This is a genomic window from Streptomyces sp. NPDC046215 (assembly GCF_040646215.1).
Lineage (GTDB): Bacteria > Actinomycetota > Actinomycetes > Streptomycetales > Streptomycetaceae > Streptomyces > Streptomyces stramineus.
In genome coordinates, this window is the sequence record NZ_JBEYZW010000037.1 from 1 (window position 1) to 18,275 (window position 18,275).

At 76.0% G+C, this 18,275-nt stretch carries 14 protein-coding genes and 1 pseudogene; 4 read left to right on the forward strand and 11 right to left on the reverse strand.

The window, feature by feature from the left end; genetic code table 11:
* Nucleotides 1-36: 36 nt before the first annotated feature.
* From ABZ951_RS17860 to ABZ951_RS17905, 10 genes and pseudogenes are all read right to left on the reverse strand, one after another.
* The gene (locus ABZ951_RS17860; RefSeq protein WP_344094075.1) at nt 37-1,578 is read right to left on the reverse strand and encodes an ATP-binding cassette domain-containing protein; all 1,542 of its coding nucleotides are present in this window, start codon (nt 1,576-1,578) and stop codon (nt 37-39) included.
* Nucleotides 1,575-2,426 (reverse strand): ABC transporter permease subunit, encoded by an 852-nt coding sequence (locus ABZ951_RS17865; RefSeq protein WP_344094072.1) that lies wholly within the window; start codon nt 2,424-2,426, stop codon nt 1,575-1,577. Before ABZ951_RS17865 ends, ABZ951_RS17860 begins: the two co-directional genes overlap by 4 nt.
* Nucleotides 2,423-3,409, reverse strand: coding sequence for an ABC transporter permease (locus tag ABZ951_RS17870; protein ID WP_344094070.1), 987 nt, complete (start codon nt 3,407-3,409; stop codon nt 2,423-2,425). Before ABZ951_RS17870 ends, ABZ951_RS17865 begins: the two co-directional genes overlap by 4 nt.
* Entirely contained in the window at nt 3,406-4,977 is a 1,572-nt protein-coding gene (locus tag ABZ951_RS17875; RefSeq protein ID WP_361280201.1) for an ABC transporter substrate-binding protein, read from the reverse strand. Before ABZ951_RS17875 ends, ABZ951_RS17870 begins: the two co-directional genes overlap by 4 nt.
* A 30-nt stretch (nt 4,978-5,007) precedes the next feature.
* On the reverse strand, nt 5,008-5,826 hold the full coding sequence (locus tag ABZ951_RS17880) for a class I SAM-dependent methyltransferase (protein WP_344094066.1): 819 nt from the start codon (nt 5,824-5,826) through the stop codon (nt 5,008-5,010).
* 15 nt (nt 5,827-5,841) lie between these two features.
* On the reverse strand, nt 5,842-7,098 hold the full coding sequence (locus tag ABZ951_RS17885; RefSeq protein ID WP_361280203.1) for an MFS transporter: 1,257 nt from the start codon (nt 7,096-7,098) through the stop codon (nt 5,842-5,844).
* Nucleotides 7,082-8,209, reverse strand: a complete 1,128-nt coding sequence (locus tag ABZ951_RS17890) for a dipeptide epimerase (protein WP_344094137.1) — start codon at nt 8,207-8,209, stop codon at nt 7,082-7,084. The genes ABZ951_RS17885 and ABZ951_RS17890 overlap by 17 nt, the downstream gene beginning before the upstream one ends.
* A gap of 491 nt (nt 8,210-8,700) precedes the next feature.
* Nucleotides 8,701-9,759: pseudogene (locus ABZ951_RS17895) on the reverse strand (cysteine synthase family protein); the annotation flags it as partial.
* On the reverse strand, nt 9,756-10,589 hold the full coding sequence (locus tag ABZ951_RS17900) for a DUF364 domain-containing protein (protein WP_344097417.1): 834 nt from the start codon (nt 10,587-10,589) through the stop codon (nt 9,756-9,758). The gene ABZ951_RS17900 and the pseudogene ABZ951_RS17895, both read right to left, overlap by 4 nt.
* Nucleotides 10,586-11,842 (reverse strand): ATP-grasp domain-containing protein, encoded by a 1,257-nt coding sequence (locus tag ABZ951_RS17905; protein WP_344097415.1) that lies wholly within the window; start codon nt 11,840-11,842, stop codon nt 10,586-10,588. The genes ABZ951_RS17900 and ABZ951_RS17905 overlap by 4 nt, the downstream gene beginning before the upstream one ends.
* Before the next feature lie 165 nt (nt 11,843-12,007).
* On the opposite strand from ABZ951_RS17905, the gene ABZ951_RS17910 reads away from it, so the two are divergent.
* The 3 genes from ABZ951_RS17910 to ABZ951_RS17920 all read left to right on the forward strand — a co-directional run bounded on the left by ABZ951_RS17910 (nt 12,008) and on the right by ABZ951_RS17920 (nt 15,400).
* The gene (locus ABZ951_RS17910; RefSeq protein ID WP_344097413.1) at nt 12,008-13,489 is read left to right on the forward strand and encodes an alpha/beta hydrolase; all 1,482 of its coding nucleotides are present in this window, start codon (nt 12,008-12,010) and stop codon (nt 13,487-13,489) included.
* Nucleotides 13,490-13,560: 71 nt separating this feature from the next.
* Nucleotides 13,561-14,295, forward strand: coding sequence for a response regulator transcription factor (locus tag ABZ951_RS17915; protein ID WP_361280206.1), 735 nt, complete (start codon nt 13,561-13,563; stop codon nt 14,293-14,295).
* Entirely contained in the window at nt 14,288-15,400 is a 1,113-nt protein-coding gene (locus ABZ951_RS17920; RefSeq protein WP_344097409.1) for a HAMP domain-containing sensor histidine kinase, read from the forward strand. The genes ABZ951_RS17915 and ABZ951_RS17920 overlap by 8 nt, the downstream gene beginning before the upstream one ends.
* Nucleotides 15,401-15,715: 315 nt before the next feature.
* Here the strand turns inward: ABZ951_RS17920 and ABZ951_RS17925 are convergent, their stop codons facing one another.
* Nucleotides 15,716-16,174 (reverse strand): hypothetical protein, encoded by a 459-nt coding sequence (locus ABZ951_RS17925; protein WP_344097407.1) that lies wholly within the window; start codon nt 16,172-16,174, stop codon nt 15,716-15,718.
* 538 nt (nt 16,175-16,712) lie between these two features.
* On the opposite strand from ABZ951_RS17925, the gene ABZ951_RS17930 reads away from it, so the two are divergent.
* Nucleotides 16,713-18,215: an APC family permease gene (locus tag ABZ951_RS17930; RefSeq protein WP_344097404.1), complete on the forward strand. Its 1,503-nt coding sequence runs from the start codon at nt 16,713-16,715 to the stop codon at nt 18,213-18,215.
* Nucleotides 18,216-18,275 lie beyond the last annotated feature (60 nt).

An 18,275-nucleotide genomic window follows, 5' to 3' on the forward strand; every position in this document is an offset into this window, starting at 1 on the left:
CCCCGGCCGGCAGGCCTTCCGCTGAGCTCAGCCGATTCAGCCCGTCCGGCGATTGAGGACACCGCCGCGCAGCGGTGGTGCACCCCCGCACACCGAGGCCGTGAGGCCCCCCTCGTCCAGGGCCGCGACCCGGTCGGCGAGGGCGGCCACCTCCAGGTCGTGGGTGATCAGGACCAGCGCGGGCCGGTCCTCATCGGCCGCTCCGCGGCCGCCGGTGAGGTCCGTGAGCAGGCGGAGGATGCCCCGCCGGGCCACCGTGTCGAGGCCCGACGTGATCTCGTCGCACACCAGCACCCGTGGGCGGGCCAGCAGGGCCCTGGCCAGGGCGGCGCGCTGGAGTTCGCCGCCGGACAGCAGGCCGGGGCGGCGGTGCGCGAGCTCCCCGCGCAGGCCCGTCCCGGCGAGCACCGCCGCGGCCTCCTCCTCGGCGGCCCGCGGTGTCACGCCCCGCAGCCGGACCGCCGTGCGCGCGACCTGGTCCAGCACCGGCCGGTGCTCGTCGAAGGCGGCCCGCGCGTCCTGGAAGACGTACTGCACGGCCGCGAGTTGGGCGCGGGTGCGGCGGCGCAGGCTGCGCGGCAAGGGCGTGCCGTCCAGCTGCACCACCCCGTCGTACGCCGGGTGGAGGCCCGCGAGGCAGCGGGCCAGGGTGGTCTTGCCGCTGCCGGACCGCCCGACGACGGCCAGGAACTCCCCCGCGCGGATCTCCAGGGAGACGTCCCGGAGCAGGTCGGCGGTGCCCCGGTGCCGGGCGGTGAGCCCCACGGCCCGGAGCACCGGGGGTGTCTTCGGCCCGTGCCGGAAGCCGGCCGTGTCCGCGGCGCCGGCCACCGGCTCCTCGTCCGCCAGGAGCTCCCGCGTCCACGGGTGCCGGGGGGCGCTCCACACCGTCTCCACTGGGCCTGCTTCGACGACACGCCCTTCGCGCATCACCAGTACCTCGTCCGCGAGTTCCCGCACCACCGCCAGGTCGTGGCTGAGCAGGAGCACCGCGATGCCCTGCCGGGCCACTGCCGCCAGCTCCGCCACGACCCGCTGCTTGGTGAGGGCGTCCTGCCCGGTGGTCGGTTCGTCCGCGACCACCACCCGGGCGCCGAGCAGCAGCGCCTGGGCGAGGACGACCCGCTGTTGCTGACCCCCCGACAGCTGGTGCGGGTAGCGCGCGAGGACCTCGTCCGCGTCGGGGAGCTGGGCGGCGGCCAGGGCCGCCCGGACCCGTTCGCGCGCCGCCGCCCGCCGTGCCCGGCGGGGGAGGTCGCGCACCCGGTGGCGGGCGATGTCGTGCAGGAGCGCGCCGGCGCGCCGGGCCGGGTTGAGGACGGACGCCGGGTGCTGGGGCACGTAGCCGACCAGCCCCTCGCTCACCCGCACTTCGCCGGTGACCCGCGCGCCGGGCGGGTACTCGCCGAGCAGGGCGAGGCCCGTCGTCGTCTTTCCGCTGCCGGACGCGCCGACGAGCGCGGTGACGCGGCCGGGGCGGACGGTGAGGTCCACGCCGTCGACGACGGCCCGGCCCCCGATCTCGACCCGCAGTCCTTCGATCTCGGCCACCGCACCGCTCGCCAGGAGCCTTGTCACGGTCGTGCTCCCTTCCGGTCACGGGCGCTGCCACGCGGCCCGTCGTTCTTCGTCAGCGCCGCGTCGAACAGCAGGTTGGTGCCCACGGACAGGGCGACGATGAGCAGCGCGGGCACCACGACCGCCCAGGGCTGGACGAACAGGCCGGTGCGGTTGCGGTCCACCATCACGGCCCAGTCGGCGGCGTCCGGCTGGACCCCCACGCCCAGGAAGGCGGCCGTGGCGACCAGGTACAGGACGCCGGTCAGCCGCACCCCCGCGTCGGCGGCCAGGGTGCGGGCCATCGACCGGCCCACGTAGCCGACGGCCATCCGCCACCACGTCTCGCCCTGCATGCGCAGGGCCTCCACCGCGGGGCGCGAGGCGGCCTCGGTGGCGCCGGCGCGGACGACGCGCGCCGCGTCGGGGAGGGTGACGAGCGCCGCGAGCAGGGTGAGGCCGCCGGGGCCCGGCGCGTACACGGACGCCACGAGGAGGACGAGGAGCAGCGACGGGACGGCCAGCAGCACGTCCAGGGGCCGCATCAGCGTCTCCTCCAGCCAGGCCCGGCGGGTGAGCGCCGCCGCGAGGCCCAGCGGCAGCGCCACGGCGTAGGCGAGGGCGGTGGCCGCGAGGGACACGGTGACGACCGACTGTCCACCGAGGAGGACCTGCCGCACCACGTCGCGGCCGACGAAGTCGGTGCCGAGCCGGTGGCCCCCGCCGAGGGTGAAGGACAGGCCGCGCGGGCCCGCTTCGCCCGCGAGGAGGGGGCCCAGCAGGGCGAGGAGCAGGGGGAGGCCGGCGAGGGCCGCGCCGGGCAGGAAGCGGCGGAGGCGGCGGGGCTGCGCCGTGGGGGCGTATCTCATGCCGTCACCCCCGCCCGGGGGGCGAAGCGGCGGGCGACGATGTCGGCGGCCAGGTTGAGGACGACCGCGACCAGGCCGAACACCACGGCGAGCCCTTGGACGACGGGGACGTCCCGGGCGGCGACGGCGTCCATGAGGACGGTGCCCAGGCCCGGGATCACGTACAGGGCCTCCACCACGATCACCCCGCACAGCAGCCAGTCGACGGTCCGGGCGAGCTGCTGGGCGGCCGGGGCGACGGCGTTGGGCAGGGCGTGGGCCCAGCGGACGCGGGCGCCGGAGAGCCCGTAGCGGCGGGCCTGGGCGGCGTACGGGGAGGCCAGCGCGTCGATCATGCCGGCCCGGACGAGTCGGCCGAGGGAGCAGACCGGGCGGGAGATCAGCACCAGGACGGGCAGGACGAGCGCCGCCGGGTGGGCGAGCAGGTCGGTGCCGTAGCCGACGGCGGTGGGCGGCAGCCAGCCCAGGCGCAGGGCGAAGACGGTGACCAGGAGGATGCCGAAGGCGAATTCGGGCACCGCGTAGACGGCGAGCGTCACCGAGCTGACGATGCGGTCGAGGGGGCCGCCCTCGCGCCGTGCGGCGAGCACGCCGAGGCCCACCCCGACGGGCACCAGCAGCGTGAGGGCGAGGGCGGCCAGCAGCAGGGTGGGGCCGAAGCCGTCGGCGAGGGCGGAGGTGACGGGCCGCCCGGAGGCGAGGGACACCCCCAGGTCGCCGTGGAGCAGGCCGGTGGCCCAGTCCGCGAGGCGCTCGTGGGCGGGCCGGTCGAGGTGGAGGGCCTCGCGGAGGGCGGCGATCCGGGCGGGATCGGGGTCGTCCCCGGCGAGGGCCACCGCCGCGTCGCCCGGCAGGGCCTCGGTGAGGGCGAAGACCAGCAGGACGACGGCGGCGGTCTGGGCGAGGCCGAGGAGCAGCCGCCGGGCGGCCCAGGATCGCCAGGGGGCCTGCCGTCCGGCGGCGCGGGGGCGCGGCTCGCTCACGCCAGCCACACGGTGTCGAAGCGGGCCCAGTCCAGGGTGTTGGCGGGCGCGTCGGGGGCGACTCCGCGCACGCGGCGGCCGGTGCCCACGATCCAGTCGGCGAAGCCCCAGACGAGGAAGCCGCCTTCGGCGTGCAGCCGGCGCTGCATCCGCTCGTAGAGCCCGTTCCGCTCGCTCAGGTCTTTGGTGGACTGGAGGCGCTGGTAGAGGGCGTCGAAGTCCTTGTGGCGCCAGTGGGTGGCGTTGGTGGTGGAGTCGGTGAGGAGGCGCTGGGAGATGTGCGACTCGATGGGCATGGCGCCGGAGCGGTAGCTGGCCAGGGTGCCGGAGTCGAGGATGTCCTTCCAGTAGCTGTCCTTGTTGCCGGTGCGGACGTCGATGGTGACGCCCGCCTTCTTTGCCTGGTCGCGGAAGATGCCGGCGGCCTCGGTGAAGCCGGCGGCGACCGGGGAGGTGTCGAGGGTGACCCGCAGGTCCCCGGCCCCCGCCTGCCGCAGCAGGTGCCGGGCGCGGTCGAGGTCCTGGGTGCGCTGCGGCAGGCCGGCCGCGTAGTGGGCGTACCCCTTGCCGAAGAGGTCGTTGCCGATCTCGCCCGCCCCGGACAGGGCGCCGTCGACGAGCTCCTTGCGGTCGGCGATGAGGAAGAACGCCTCGCGCACGCGCGGGTCGTCGAAGGGCGGCCGGTCGGTCTTCATCACGAAGCCCTGCATGGCGCTGTTGCGCAGCCGGACGATCTCGATCCGGCCCTTGCCCTCGTGGGCGCGGGCCGTGGCGGGGTTGAGCTCGTGCGCGTACTCGACCTGTCCGCCGAGGAGGGCGCCCGCGCGCGCGGACTCCTCGTTGGCGACGACGAATTCGAGCTCGTCCAGGTGCGGGGCGCCGCCCCAGTAGGCGTCGTTGCGGCGGAAGAGGGCCGAGCGGCCGGGGGCGAAGGACACGAAGCGGAAGGGGCCGGAGCCGACCGGCTTGTCGAACTTCCCGGTGTCCTCGGGGACGATGTAGGCGCCGAACGAGGCGAGGATGTTGGGGAATTCGGCGGTGGGCCGCTTGAGGCGGAACTCCACCGTGCGGGCGCCGGTGGCCCGGCTCGCGTCGAGGTCGACGGGTTCCAGGGACGCCTTGGCGCGGTAGGTCTTCTCGGGGTCGGCGATGCGGCGGTAGCTGAAGAGGACGTCCTCGGCCGTGACGGGCCTGCCGTCGTGGAAGACGGCGTCGCGCAGGGTGACCGTCCAGCGGTCGAGGGCGGCGTTGGGCTCCCACCGGGTGGCGAGGCGGGGCCGGGGCGTCATATCGGAGCCGAAGTCGGCGAGCTTGTCGAAGAGGGCCTTGGCGCGGGCGGCGTCGGCGAAGAGGTTGCTCAGGTGCGGGTCGAGGGTCTCGGCCGCGCCGCCGCCGGCGAAGGCGGCGCGGAGGCGGCCGCCCCGGCGGGGCTTGCCGCCGTTGTCCGCGCCGGCCCGGTCGGCGGGTCCGCCGCCGCAGGCGGTGAGGGTGAGGGCGGCCGCGGTGCCGCCCGCGGCGGCGAGGAAGCCACGGCGCCGGAGGCCGGGGTGGAGGTGGGGGTCGTGCATGGGTGCTCCGTAGGTCAGGGGCCGGGGGGCTCAGGCCCGGCGGGGGATCGAGGACGTTCTGAGCTGGGCGACGACGTGCAGCCGGTCGCCGTCCGCGGTGCCGGCCGGGGCCGGGGCCCCTTCCCGCCACGGTGGTTCCGTCCGGGGCCCGGGGCCGTCGTGCAGCTCCAGGACCGTGAAGCCGTGCGCGGCCAGCGCGTACCGCAGCTCCTGGGGGAAGAGCAGCCGCCAGGCGGAGTGCTGTTCCACCGGCGGTGAGCCGTCGTCGGCCGTCCAGACGCGGCGGCGGCGCAGCAGTTGCGCGGCGCGGTCGACGCGGAGGGTGGTGAGGGACGTGTAGGTGGTGCCCTGCCAGGTGAAGCCACCGGTCGCGGGGGCGTCCAGGAGCTCGGTGTTCCCCAGGAAGAACGCCCCGTTGCGCATTTCCGCGACGAGCAGCCCGCCGGGGCGCAGGGCCCGCCGGCAGGACCTGAGCAGCCCGTCCACGTCGTCGTTGGTGTGGCAGTACAGCAGGGCGCTGTCCAGGCACACGACCGCGTCGAAGACCCGGGCTCCGAGGTCGAAGCCGCGCAGGTCGGCGCGGACGTACGCGGGCCCGGGGTGCCGGGTCCGGGCGTGGGCGAGCATCGCCTCGGAGAGGTCGGCGCCGGTCACGTCGCGGCCCGCGGCGTGCAGGTGGGCGGCGTCGCGGCCGGTGCCGCAGCCGAGGTCGAGGACCGCGGGGCCGCACGCGTGGGCCCGCAGGCGGTCCTCCGCCCAGCGGGCGGCCAGGCGGCCGGGGTCGGGGAAGCGGGCTTCGTAGAGTTCGGGGTGGTCGGTGAGGAGGTTGCCGCCGGGGGTTCCGCTCATGGTGCCGATTCCTGTCTATGCCGTCGCGGTGGCGGGTTCGGTGGGTACGGGCAGGGCGCGCAGGCGGTGCAGCCAGGCGACGCCGGCCGCGGAGGCGAGCCCGAGGGCGAGGCAGCACGCCCAGGGCAGCCAGGCGGCGCCGCCGCGGCCTCCGGCGTCCATGGCCCAGCCGACGACGGTGTTGCCGACGGCGGCGGTGATGCCGGAGACGGCGTAGAAGATGCCGAAGTAGGTGCCGGTCAGCTCGGAGCGGCCGAACGCGGGGATCAGCTCCATCACGAACGGCTGCGCCACCATCACCCCGACGTACAGCAGGAGCGCCCCGGCCAGGACGGGCAGCAGGCCGAGGGCCGCCCCGGCCGCGCCGGCGGGCTCCCCCGCGCCGGCCACGGCCATGGGCGGCACGAACGCGAGGCCCATGAGGGCGAGCCCGGCGGCGATCCACCGGGCCCGGCTGGAACGATTCTTCAGCGCACGGGTGACGCGCAGCTGAAGCGTGAGGTTGGCGACCGTGCCGATGAGGAAGACGAGGCCGGCCGCGCCGTCCCAGCCGGTGGCGCGGCGGGCGCCGTCGGGCAGGAGGAGGTAGAGCTGGTTCTCCATGGTGAACATGCCGACCATGGCCAGCGAGAACGCGAGGAAGGCGCGGTGGGAGAGGACCTCCCGCCAGTCGGCGAGGACGCTGCCGCCGGTGGGCGTCACCTCGCGGGCGGGCAGGGCGAGCGCCTGGGCGAGGGTCAGCACGGCGAAGATGCCGGCGGCCGTGAGCGCGGAGACCCGGAAGTCGACGAACAGCAGCGCACTGCCCAGCAGCGGGCCGATCAGCGCACCGGTCGTCGCGAAGACGTTGAACAGCGCGAACGCCTCCGCCTTGCGCTCCCCCGCCTCCTGCGCCAGGTAGGCGCGGACGGCCGGGTTGAACAGGGCTCCCGCCAGGCCGCTCAGGACGGAGGCGGCCAGCAGCACCGGCAGCCCGTCGCCGAGGGCGAAGAGGGCGAAGCCGACGGTCCGCAGCGCGCACCCGGCGATGATCACGCCGCGGGCGCCGAGGCGGTCGGCGGCCGAGCCGCCGATGAGGAACAGGCCCTGCTGGCTGAGGTTGCGGACGCCGAGCACGATGCCGACGACGGCGGCGGACATGCCCAGGTCCTGGCCGAGGTGGGTGGCGAGGTAGGGGATGAGGAGGTAGAAGCCGGTGTTGACACCGAGCTGGTTGACGAGGAGGAGGCGGATCGCGAGCGGGAAGCCGCGTATCTCACGCCAGGTGTTCACGGTGCGGTATCTCCTTGCGCGCAGGCGGGGCCGGGGCCGGGGCGGCCGGCGGGCCGGACTCGGGGGTGGCTGCGGTCCTGGGGCGCACGCCCAGTCCCGCGCGGTCGGCCGCCCGTACGGTGCCGTCGGTTCCGCCGATGCCCTGCCAGGGGTCGTCGGCGAGCAGCAGGTGGCCGTCGAGGTCGACCCAGCGGGCCCGGTCGGCGAGGTGGACGGCGGGGGCGATGCCCAGTGAACTGGCGGTGAGGCAGCCGAGCATGAGGCCGGTGCCGCTGCCGGCGAGGGCCTCGGCGATGCGGAGCGCCGCGTGGGGGCCGCCGCACTTGGCGAGTTTGACGTTCACGCCGTGGACCCGTCCGGCGAGCCGGCGGGCGTCCTCCAGGCCGACCGCGTCCTCGTCCGCGATGACGGGCAGCGGCGAGGTCTCCGCGAGCCGGGCCAGGCCCTCGGGGTCGCCGGGCGCGGTGGGCTGCTCCACGGCCTCGACGCCGAGTTCCGCGAAGCGGGGCAGCAGTTCCTTCGCCCGGGCGGGAGTCCAGGCCCCGTTGGGGTCGAGGAGCAGCCGGGCGTGGGGCGCTCCTTCCCGTACGGCCTTGACGCGGCCGATGTCGTCGCCGGGGTCGGGGGAACCGCCCTTGATCTTCAGGACGGTGAAGCCGCTGTCCGCCAGGCAGCGGGCGCGCAGGGCGGCCCGTACCGGGGGCATGATGCCGATGGTGCGGGCGGTCGCGGCAGCGGGCGGCTCCGGGGTGCCGAGCAGGTGGTGCGCGGGGGTGCCGGCGCGCTTGCCGACGAGGTCGAGCAGGGCGGCGTCGACGGCGGCGGTCACGGCGGGCGGGGTGCCGGCGGGCAGCAGCCCGCCGTCCCGCAGGGCTTCCAGGGCGCTCTCCGGCTCGGCGAACCTCCCCAGCTCCACGGCGGCTTCGCGGAGCAGCCGCCCGAGGGTGGCGGAGTCCAGCCCGTAGTACACGCTGGCGACGGCCTCGCCGTGCCCGCGCGCCCCGCCGTGCTCGACGGACAGCCACACGGCGTCCCGGGCGTCCATGACGGACCGTGAGATGCGCAGCGGCTCGGCGAGCCGGAGCCGGGTGGTGCGCAGGGTGCTCTTCACGGGTTTCCTCCGGGGGACGGCGGGGTGGTGGGGCCGGCGCCGCCGGGCGGGGGCGTGGGGCTCGCGGGCGGAGTGCCGGTGGGGGGCGGCGCGCCGGCCGGCGCGGGACCGGTGAGGGCCGCGACCTCGCCCTGGGCCACCGCCCGCGACGACAGCGGGCCGCCCGGCGCGGAACCGCCGACAGGCACGGACACCGACCCGTCCGGAGCGACGACCGGTGCCGCACCGGCGGCGAGTACGGAGCGCCGTACAGCCGCCGCCTCATCCCGGGTGCCCGCGCCCGGAGACAGCACGCCGTCCGGCGTGAGGCCGGCGGCCGGCAGGGGGGTCGGCCCCGCATCGGCCGCGGCACCGCCACCGGCCGGTGCCGCGACGCGCGGTGGCGGGGAGCCGCCCGGCGCGCAGCCGCCCGGCACGGCGCAGGGGCCGCTGCCGGAGGCACCGGAAGCCGCGCCCCCTGGCCCCCACAGCGTCGCCGCGCCGACGCCCCCCACCGGGTCCACCACCGTCGTGCACCGTGACCACCCGGTGGCCTCCGCGGCGAGCGGGTGCGGGATTTCCACCGGGCGGGTGGCGGCAGCCGTCAGGTCGAGGCCGTACGCCGTCGTGAAGTCGTCGTCGAAGAGCGTGCCGAGGTAGCGGTGCGGGCCGTCGGGGAAGACCGTGGCGACGACCGCGCCGGGGTGGACGCGGGCCGCCCAGGCGGCGACGAGGGCCACCGCGCCGGTGCTCCAGCCGCCGCTGACGAAGTTGTGGCGGGCCAGCCGGCGGCAGGCCCCGGCCGCTTCGGCGGGGCCCACCCAGTGGACCTCGTCGAAGGCGGCGTGGGCGACGTTGCGGGGGTGGATGCTGCTGCCGAGGCCGCGCATCAGGCGCGGCCGGGCGGGCTGCCCGAAGATGGCCGAGCCGGTCGCGTCGACGCCGATGAGCCGCAGCCCGGGCCAGTGGCGGCGCAGCGGCGCGGCGATGCCCGCGCTGTGGCCGCCCGTGCCGACGCTGCACACGAGGATGTCCAGGTGGTCGAGCCCGCAGGCGAGTTCGGCCGCGAGGGAGGCGTAACCGGCGACGTTGTCGGGGTTGTTGTACTGGTCGGGCCAGTACGCGCCGGGGTGGGCGGCGAGCACCTCGCGCAGCCGGTTCAGGCGGGCGGCCTGCCAGCCGCCCTCGGCCGCGGGCCGGTCGACGAGTTCGAGGCGGGCCCCGTGGGCGCGCAGGAGCTGCCGCATGGAGGGTTCGAGCTCGGTGTCGCCGACGAGGATGACGGGGTGGCCGAGGGCCTGCCCGGCGAAGGCGAGGCCGATGCCGAGGGTGCCCGAGGTGGACTCCACGACGGGGGCGCCGGGCAGCAGTTCGCCGCGGTCGCGGGCGCCCATGAGCATGGACACCGCCGCGCGGGACTTCATGCCGCCGGCGCCGAGCCCTTCGAGCTTGGCCCAGAAGCCGGGGTGGGGGCAGGGGAGGTCGGCGGTGATGCGGGCGAGGGGCGTGCGGCCGAGGAGGGCCAGGAGGTCGCGGTTGGCCGGCGGCGCGGTGGGGGGCGCGGGGATCATCGGGCGCCTCCGGCGGGACACCGGTAGCGGTGGACGACGCCGGGGCCGCCGTCGAGCCAGAAGAAGGGGTACGGCTCGGCGCACACGGCGCTCACCCCCGAGCCCAGCAGCCGCGGCAGCACGGCGCTGCCGGTCTGGGCGAACATCACGAGCTGTTTGCCGTGTTCCAGGGCGTGCCGGCGCAGCGGTTCGAATGTGCCGTTGCCGAGGGTCATGCCGGAGGCGAGGATCGCGTCGCAGTGGTCGAGTGCGGCGAGCGCGTCGGTGCGGACGCTCTCGCCCCATTCGGTGGTGCCGCCCTTGAGGTCGCAGGGCACGTAGGACAGGCCGCGTTCGCGCAGCGCCTCCAGCAGGGAGTTGACGACGCCGATGACCAGGACGCGCTGCCCCGGGGCGGCGTCGAGCAGGTCGGCGACACCGCGGGCCCGGGCCCGGGACTTGCGCAGCGACGTCCCGGCGGGCAGCGGCCAGGGGCTGGCGCCGTGGGCGGGGGTGTGCGGGGTGACGTGCATCAGGTAGGCGTCCAGGGCCGCCGTGCGGACGGCGGGCACGGGGTGGGCCAGGAGGGTGCCGGCCGGCGCTCCGGCGCACTCCTCGACGGTGGCGGCGGACAGGGCGCCGGGCTCGACGGCGCAGGACCCGACGGCTTCGCCGATGCGCAGGCTGAGGACTTCGTTGCGGTAGCCGCCGCCGCGCCCGTCGTGGCGTACGGCCTGGCTGGTCGTGAAGGCGACGGTGACGCGCAGGGTGTCCGGGTGTGGGCCGAACTCCCCTACTTTGACGCGCTGTTCGAGGTCGGGGAGGGAAGTGGCGGTGGCGGTCGCGGTCACCGGTTCACCATCCGGGGGCGGAGGCCGGCGAGGAGTTCCTCGACGCGCTCGCGGGCGCCGGGGCCGTGGCGGTCGGCGGCCATGACGTGGCCGAGGTAGTCGTTGTTGCTGCCGCTCGCCTTGACGGTCGTGCCGGGCTCGGCGAGCTGTGCCTCCAGCACGCCGGGGTGCCCGGCGAGCACCTTCGCGCCCTCGACGCCCTCCAGCGTTCCGGGCGCGTGGGGTATGAGGAAGCCGATGGCGGCGCTGCGCACTCCCGTCTCGCGGACGGCCAGGTCCGGCTGCCGGCCGAGGGCGACGTCGACGCAGGCGGCGGCGAGGTCGATGCCGGTGACGTGGCGGACGAGCTCGGTGATGCGGTTGCCCGCCGGGCGGGGGTTGACCTCGACGACGCGGGGGCCGTCGGGGGTGAGCTTGATCTCGGTGTGGGTGACGATGTCGTCGAGGCCGAGGGCGTCGAGCGCCCGCAGCGCCGTGTCGGCGGCCGTCCGGGCCTGTTCGGCGGTGAGGGCGGCGGGGAACATGTGGCCGGTCTCGATGAAGGCCGGGGCGCCGCCGACGCTCTTGTCGGTGATGCCGACGACGTGGGCGGTGCCGCCGGACGACACCGTCTCGACGCTGACCTCGGGGCCGTGCAGCAGTTCTTCGAGGAGGACGACCGGGGCGCGCAGCTGTCCCCGGGCGTTGACGGGGAAGTCGGCGAGCGCGCGGTAGGCGGCGGCCAGCTCCTTCTCGTCGGCGACCGCGCGGACGTACATCCCCGCGCAGAGGTCGACGGGCTTGAGGACGAGGGGGTAGCCGAGGGTGCGGGCGGCCTCGGCCGTGGCCGCCCAGTCGGGGCAGACGGCGAAGCGCGGCTGGGGCAGGTCCGCGGCGGCGAGGGCGCGCCGGGTGGCGTCCTTGCGGCAGGCGTCGGCGACGGCTCCGGCCGGCGGCCCGGGCAGGCCGAGGTGCGCGGCGATCGCGGCGGCCGCGGGGAGGTAGTAGTCGCAGGAGGTCAGGACGCCGTCGAAGCGGAGCACGGTGTGCAGGTGCTCGATGTGCGGGAGCAGGGTGGCGAGGTCGTTGGTGTCCGCGGTGACGACGTTGCGTGCGGCGAGCAGGGGGTGGGCGGTGCCTTCGGGGGCGGACCGCAGGTAGTGGTGGAGGTCGCGGGTGAGAAAGGTGAACTCGTGGCCGCCTTCGCGGATGGCTCGCGGCAGCAGTCTGCTCATCGATCCGACCCAGCTCTCGACCATCAGCAGATGTCCCACAACTCTCCCTCTTGGTAATGCCGTCGGGCCCCGGGCATGCCGGGGGGAGCCCCTCGGAGCCCTGGGCCCGTCTTGACCGGACCCCACGTTATCGATAATCGTTTTCATTGTCATCTGCGTGCTCGTCAGCCACGCCCGTCACACCCGACCCCGATTGCGAGACCCGTGAACCGGTCCGTCCCCGCGCTCTGCGCCCTCGTCGCGGCAGCCACCGCGCTCTCCCCCGCCGCCCCGGCCCGGGCGGCCGCGCCGCCCACGAGCATCGAATTCGGCGCCTGCCCCGACTCCGTGCCCGCGCCGCCCGCCCCCTCCCGCGCCGAGTGCGGGACACTGAGCGTGCCGCTCGACCCGTCCCGCCCCGGCGGCCCCCGCCTGGAGGTCGCCGTCTCCCGCGTCCGCGCCTCGGGCACCCCCGCCGAACGGCGCGGCATCCTGCTCGTCAACCCCGGCGGCCCGGGCGGGTCCGGCCTGTCCTACGCGGTGACGAAACGGGCCAAACTCCCCGAGCGGGTCCGCCGCGCCTACGACGTCATCGGCTTCGACCCGCGCGGTGTCGGCCGCAGCGCCCCCGCCGGCTGCGGCCCGATGGGCGATCTCTTCGCCGCGCCCGCGGCCGACCCGGTGCCCCGCGGCCGGGCCGCCGAGCGGGACCACCTCACCGCCCTGCGCCGCCTCGCCGCGGACTGCGCGACCGCCGTGGGCGCGGCCCTCCCCCACCTGTCGACCGCGAACACCGCCCGCGACATGGACGCGATACGGGCCGCGCTCGGCGAGGAGCGCACCGGCTTCCTCGGCGTCTCCTACGGCAGCTACCTCGGCGCGGCCTACGCGGCGCGCTTCCCGCACCGGACCGGGGCGATGGTCCTGGACAGCGCCGTCGGCCCGCAGGACTGGTACGACTTCGATCTCCTCCAGGCCCGGGCGATGCTCCGCCAGCGCGAGACCCTGCTGGGCTGGCTCGCCGCCCACGACGGCCGCTTCGCCCTCGGCGGCTCCGCCCGCGAGGTCCGCGGCGCCTACGAGCGGGTGCGGTCCGGGCTGGCCGCGCACCCGGTCGACGGCTTCGGCCCGGCCGAGTTCGACCGGGCGGTGTACCGGGCGCTGGGCCGGACCGAACGCTGGGCGCCCCTGGGCGACGCCCTGCGCGCCTACCTCCGCGACGGCACGGTCGCCGGGCTGCGGCCCAAGGCCCCGTTCGACGGCCCCGAGTCACGCAACTACGAGGCGGCCAACCGCGTCGTGAAGTGCGCCGACGGGCCCGGCCCGGCACCGGGGCGGGTCACCGCCGACCTGCGCCGGCTGCGCCGCGAGGACCCGCTGCCCGTCCTCACCGGCATCGAGGCGTCCGCTTGCGCGTACTGGCACCACCGCCCGGCACGGCGCACCGCGCTGGGCGGGCCGGACGTCCCGCCCGTCCTGCTCGTCGCCTCCGAGCACGACCCGGTCACCCCCCTCGCGGGCGCCCGGTCCCTGGGCCGCGCCCTGCCGGGCTCCCGGCTGGTGACCCTGGAGGACGACTACTCGCACGGCGTGTTCGCCAGCCGCGGCAACGGCTGCGTGGACGACACGGTCGCCGCGTACCTGGTGGACGGGGCCGTGCCGGGCGGTGACGTCCGCTGCGCGGGGCCGGGCCTGCCGGGGGTCTGACGCCCGCGGGCCACCGGCCCGGCCACCGGACCGGCCGGGCGGCCCCCGCCTCGCGGTGCGACCCTTGCGGCATGCGCACGCACACCCCCGCCCGGGTCCTCGTCGTGGACGACGACCCGACCGTCTCCGAGGTGGTGGCCTGCTATCTCGACCGGGCCGGCTTCACCGTCGACCTCGCCGCCGACGGCCCCGCCGCCCTGGAGCGCGCCGCCGCCGTGCGGCCCGACCTCGTCGTCCTGGACCTGATGCTGCCCGGCATGGACGGCCTGGAGGTGTGCCGCCGGCTGCGCGACGACGGCCCGGTCCCGGTGATCATGCTGACGGCGCGCGGTGACGAGGAGGACCGCATCCTCGGTTTGGAGGTCGGCGCGGACGACTACGTGACGAAGCCCTTCAGCCCGCGGGAACTGGTGCTGCGCGTCGCGTCCGTGCTGCGCCGCGACCGGGCGCGGGCCCTGGCTCCCCCCGCCGCCCCGCCGCTGCGCGCGGCGGGCCTCACCCTCGACCCGGCGGGTCGCCGCGCCACCAGGGGTGGCGGCGAACTCGCCCTGACGGTCCGTGAGTTCGACCTGCTGGCCTATCTGATGCGCCACCCCGGCCGGGCCTGCGGCCGCGAGGAGCTGATGCGCGAGGTGTGGGGGTGGGAGTTCGGGGACCTGTCGACGGTGACGGTGCACGTGCGCAGGCTGCGCGCCAAGGTCGAGGAGGACCCGGCGCGGCCGCGGCTGATCCGGACCGTGTGGGGTGTCGGCTACCGGTTCGGGGCGGACGCCGCTCCGGCGGCGGACGGGGCCGGGCATGCGTGACGTCCTGCTGATCGCCCTCTTCGCCTTCCTCGGCGCCGCGGCCGCCGGGCTGCTGGGCGCACTCGCCCTGCGGCTGCTGCGCCACCGCTCGGTGGCGGTGTCCCTCACCGTGGTGGCCGCCGTCCCGGTGACGGCAATGCTGGCCGGGACGCTCGCCGTGGCGCGGGCGATGTTCCTCTCCTCGCACGACCTGACGGTCGTCACGACGGTCTGCGCGATGGCCGCCGCGGTCTCGCTCGCCACGGCCCTGCTGCTCGGCCGGTGGGTGGTGGCGCGCAGCGACGCCCTCACCCGCGCCGCCCGTTCGTTCGGCGACGACGGCGGCTTCGCCGCCCCGGGCGGCGGCGCCACCGCGGAGCTGGCGGAGCTCGGGCGCGAACTGGCGGTCACGAGCGCGCGGCTCGCGGAGTCACGGGAGCGGGAGCGGGCCCTGGACGCCTCGCGGCGGGAGCTCGTCGCCTGGATCTCGCACGACCTGCGGACCCCGCTGGCCGGGCTGCGGGCCATGGCCGAGGCGCTGGAGGACGGGGTGGCCGCCGACCCGCCGCGGTACTTCCGGCAGATGCGCACCGAGGTGGACCGGCTCGACACCATGGTCGGCGACCTCTTCGAGCTGTCGCGCATCCACGCCGGGACGCTCGCGCTGCGGCCCACCCGCATGTCGGTGTACGACCTGGTGGGCGACGCCCTGGCCGGGGCGGGGCCGCTGGCGCGTGAGCACGGGGTGCGCCTGGTGGGCGACGGCGTCGACGCGGTCCCGGTGGAAGTGGACGGCAAGGAGATGTCGCGCGTGCTGGGCAATCTCCTCGTCAACGCCGTGCGCCGCACCCCGGCCGGCGGGACGGTCGCGGTGGCCGCGCGGCGCGCGGCGGACACGGTCGTTGTCTCGGTCGAGGACGGCTGCGGCGGCATCCCCGAGGGCGAGCTGGCGCGGGTCTTCGAGGCGGGCTGGCGCGGCTCGCAGGCGCGGACGCCGCCGGCGGGCGCGGGGCTGGGCCTGGCGATCGTCCGCGGCATCGTGGAGGCCCACGCGGGCCGTGCGACGGTCCGCAACGTGCCGGGGGGCTGCCGCTTCGAGGTCGTCCTCCCGGCGGCCGCGGGCTGACACCTGACGGATTCACCCGTCCGTGCCCCAACCATCACCCGTCCGGCCCCTATTCGAGTGATCAGCGCATGTGCGTGCGGCGCCCTGGGCAACCCTCAGGCGACCCGGGCGGCCGCACCACGACCTCACCCGGACCACACCAACACAGCTGATGGGGAAGGAACTTCACATGCGCCGCATCACCGCTGTCGTCCTGGGGGTCGCCGCCTGGTTCGGTATCCGCGCCGCCCCCGCGGACACCGACCGCTGACGGCCCGCCCCCGACGTCCGCACACCACCGCGGCCCACAGGCCGCCCGCGTCCCCGGCGCCGGCCTCAGGGCCGGTGCAGCGCGTGGCCGCCGAAGCCCCGCTCGCCGTCGGCCGCCGCCCGCCACCACTCCTCCGGCCCGCGCTGATCCAGGGCCGCCCGGTCCGGGGCCGACTGCACCCGGGCCCGGCCGAGCCGGCGTCCCAGCTCCACCACGGCCCGCCCGGTGGGCGCGCGTTCGGCGTCGCAGGCGGCCGCCGCGCCCGTCCAGTTCGCCGCGGAGCGCAGGCAGCGCTCCAGGGCCGTGGCGTCCTGCGGCGCCTTGACCGCGCCGCTGCCGGCGTGCGGCCGGGCGACGGCGGCTGCGCGCGTCGCGGCCCGGACGACGGAGCGATAGCCGTCGGCGCCGACGACCAGGTCGAAGCGCTTCTCCCGGCCGCCCGCCAGGCACAGCACGGCTCCGTCCGGCTCGGGCCGCACCTCCTCGGCGGCCGTGTCCTGGTGGTAGGCGACGGCGCCGGGCATGCGGCGCGTAACTCCTGCCGGAGCGAGCCCCAGTTGCAGGAGCGGAAGGGGAACGGCACCGCGCCCACCGTCCGTCCGGCGCGTGCACCGCCGTCCCGGACGATCCAGGCGCGCCGGGTCAGGCGCCGCCAGGGGATGTCCGGGGCCGGACGGCCCGCCGCCTCCAGCTCGGCGTAGCGCAGGTCGTGGACGGCGATGCCCACGCCGCGGTCCCGGAGCCTGCCCGCCGCCCGTTCGCAGACCACGACCTCCTCGGCCCCGGCCCGTACGGCGGCGTCCGCCGCGGCGCACCCCGCGAGGGATCCGCCCACGACGGCCCCTGTCCTCCGCGCATCCCCTGCCCCCTCGCCGTCCGCCGGGATCGTTGACACGACCCGCACGATTCCTTAGCGTCCTCCCCCACCGAAATGCCCCGGCCGACGCCCCGCTCGCGAACGGAACCTACCCGGAAGATCCGCTCCTTGGGAACGGACCGCCGAAGGCCGCCGCGAATACTTCGCCGCTCCACGAGTCGTTCGACGAGAAAGGGCCGACCGCCATGGCAGAGACGGAACCACAGCCGGAGCAGCGGGTCGGGTTCGTGCGCCGCATCGGGCTCTTCCAGGCCACGGCCATCAACATGAGCCAGATGTGCGGCATCGGCCCGTTCGTCACCATTCCGCTGATGGTCGCGGCCTTCGGCGGGCCGCAGGCCGTCATCGGCTTCGTGGCGGGGGCGGTCCTCGCGCTCGCCGACGGGCTGATCTGGGCGGAGCTGGGCGCCTCGCTGCCCGGGGCCGGGGGCAGTTACGTCTATCTGCGGCAGGCGTTCCAGTACCGCACCGGGAAGCTGATGCCCTTTCTGTTCGTGTGGACGGCGATGCTGTTCATCCCGCTCGGCATGTCCACCGGCATCATCGGTTTCGTCCAGTACCTGGGCTATCTCTGGCCGGACATGACGCAGGCGCAGGGCGACGTCACCGGGCTGGTCGTGATCGCGCTGATCGTCGGGCTGCTGTGGCGGCGGGTCGAGTACATCGCGAAGCTGACCGTCGTGCTGTGGTGCGTGATGATCACTTCCGTGGTGCTGGTGATCCTCGCCGCCTTCACCCACTTCAGCCCCGAGCGGGCCTTCACCTATCCGGCCGGTGCCTTCGAGCTGACGTCAAATCACTTCTGGATCGGCTTCGCGGCGGGGCTGACCATCGGCATCTACGACTACCTGGGGTACAACACCGCCGCCTATCTGGGCGCCGAGATCAAGAACCCCGGCCGGACCCTGCCGCGGGCCATCGTGTACTCCATCCTCGGCATCATGAGCATCTACCTGCTGCTCCAGATCGGCACCCTGGGCGTCATCGACTGGAAGCAGATGCTCGACCCCGCCTCGACGGCTTCCTCCTCCGTCGCCTCGGCCGTCCTGGAGGAGGCGTGGGGCAAGGCCGCGGCCAATACCGTCACGGTGCTGATCCTCATCACCGCCGTCGCCTCCGTCCTCGCCGGGCTGCTCGGCGGCTCCCGCGTCCCCTTCGACGCGGCGCGGGACAAGGTCTTCTTCCGCCCCTTCGGCAGGCTCCACCCGCGCCACCGCTTCCCGGTGCTGGGGCTGGTGTCCATGGGCGTCCTCACCTCCGTCGGCTTCCTGATCGGCCGTCACACCGACCTGGCGACGCTCATCCAGCTGCTGACGACCGTTATGGTGATCGTGCAGGCGCTGGCCCAGGTCCTGGCCGTGACCGTGCTGCGCCGCCGCCAGCCGGCGCTGCGCCGCCCGTACCGCATGTGGCTCTACCCGCTGCCCAGCCTGGTGGCGCTCGTCGGCTGGCTGGTCATCTACGGCTACGCGGATGAGAACTCCCCCGGCCGGCACCCCATCGAATGGTCCCTCGCCTGGGTCGCGGCGGGCTGTGCGGCCTTCCTGCTGTGGGCGCGCTACGAGAAGGTGTGGCCGTTCGGGCCGCGCGAGATCAGCGAGGAGTACCTGCGCGCGAGCGAGGCCGGCGCCGGTCCCGACGCCGACCCGGAGGCCGATCCCGGCCCCAAGGAGCCGACCCCGGTCTGATGCCGGGTCAGCGTCGCGGGAGCCGTTTCCCTCCCCGGCCACCTGCGGCGGAGCCGGGCG